2 protein-coding genes are annotated in these 493 nt (G+C 72.4%); both read right to left on the minus strand.

Features of this window, described 5'->3' with window-relative positions; all coding sequences use genetic code 11:
• Window positions 1-197 (minus strand): adenylyl-sulfate kinase (locus tag AB4039_RS42415; RefSeq protein WP_442273334.1); only part of this gene is annotated, 197 nt, incomplete at its 3' end.
• 44 nt (window positions 198-241) lie between these two features.
• The coding region (locus AB4039_RS42420; protein WP_442273335.1) for a phosphoadenosine phosphosulfate reductase domain-containing protein at window positions 242-493 on the minus strand (252 nt) is incomplete at its 5' end.

Raw genomic sequence — 493 nt, forward strand, 5'->3', positions numbered from 1 at the left:
TGGACGTTGGTGTGCCGGTCCTCACGGCCGAAACCGAGGCCCGCGGAGAGGAACTCGCGGATCTCGTCCCCGTCCAGGACCTCCACCCGGTGCCCCCCGGCGTGCAGCCGCTCCGCCAGCGCGTGGGCGATGGTGGTCTTGCCCGCGCTGGGCAGACCGGTCAGCCACACCGTGGCTCCCTGGCCGGTCACGCTCATCCGCTTCTCCGTAAGTTCCGTGGTGTCCGTAGGTGTTGTCGTCATCAGCCGTGCAGCCCGCACTCGGTCTTGCCGCGCCCGGCCCACCGGCCGGCCCGCGCGTCCTCGCCCTCCGCCACCCGGCGGGTGCAGGGGGCGCAGCCCACCGAGGCGTAACCGTCCATCAGCAGCGGGTTCGTGAGGACCCCGTGCTCCGCGACGTACGCGTCCACGTCGTCCTGGGTCCAGCGGGCGATCGGCGAGACCTTCACCTTCCGCCGCTTCTCGTCCCAGCCCACCACCGGCGTGTTCGCCCG

This window comes from Streptomyces sp. M-16, from assembly GCF_052114405.1.
In the GTDB taxonomy this organism is placed as follows: domain Bacteria; phylum Actinomycetota; class Actinomycetes; order Streptomycetales; family Streptomycetaceae; genus Streptomyces.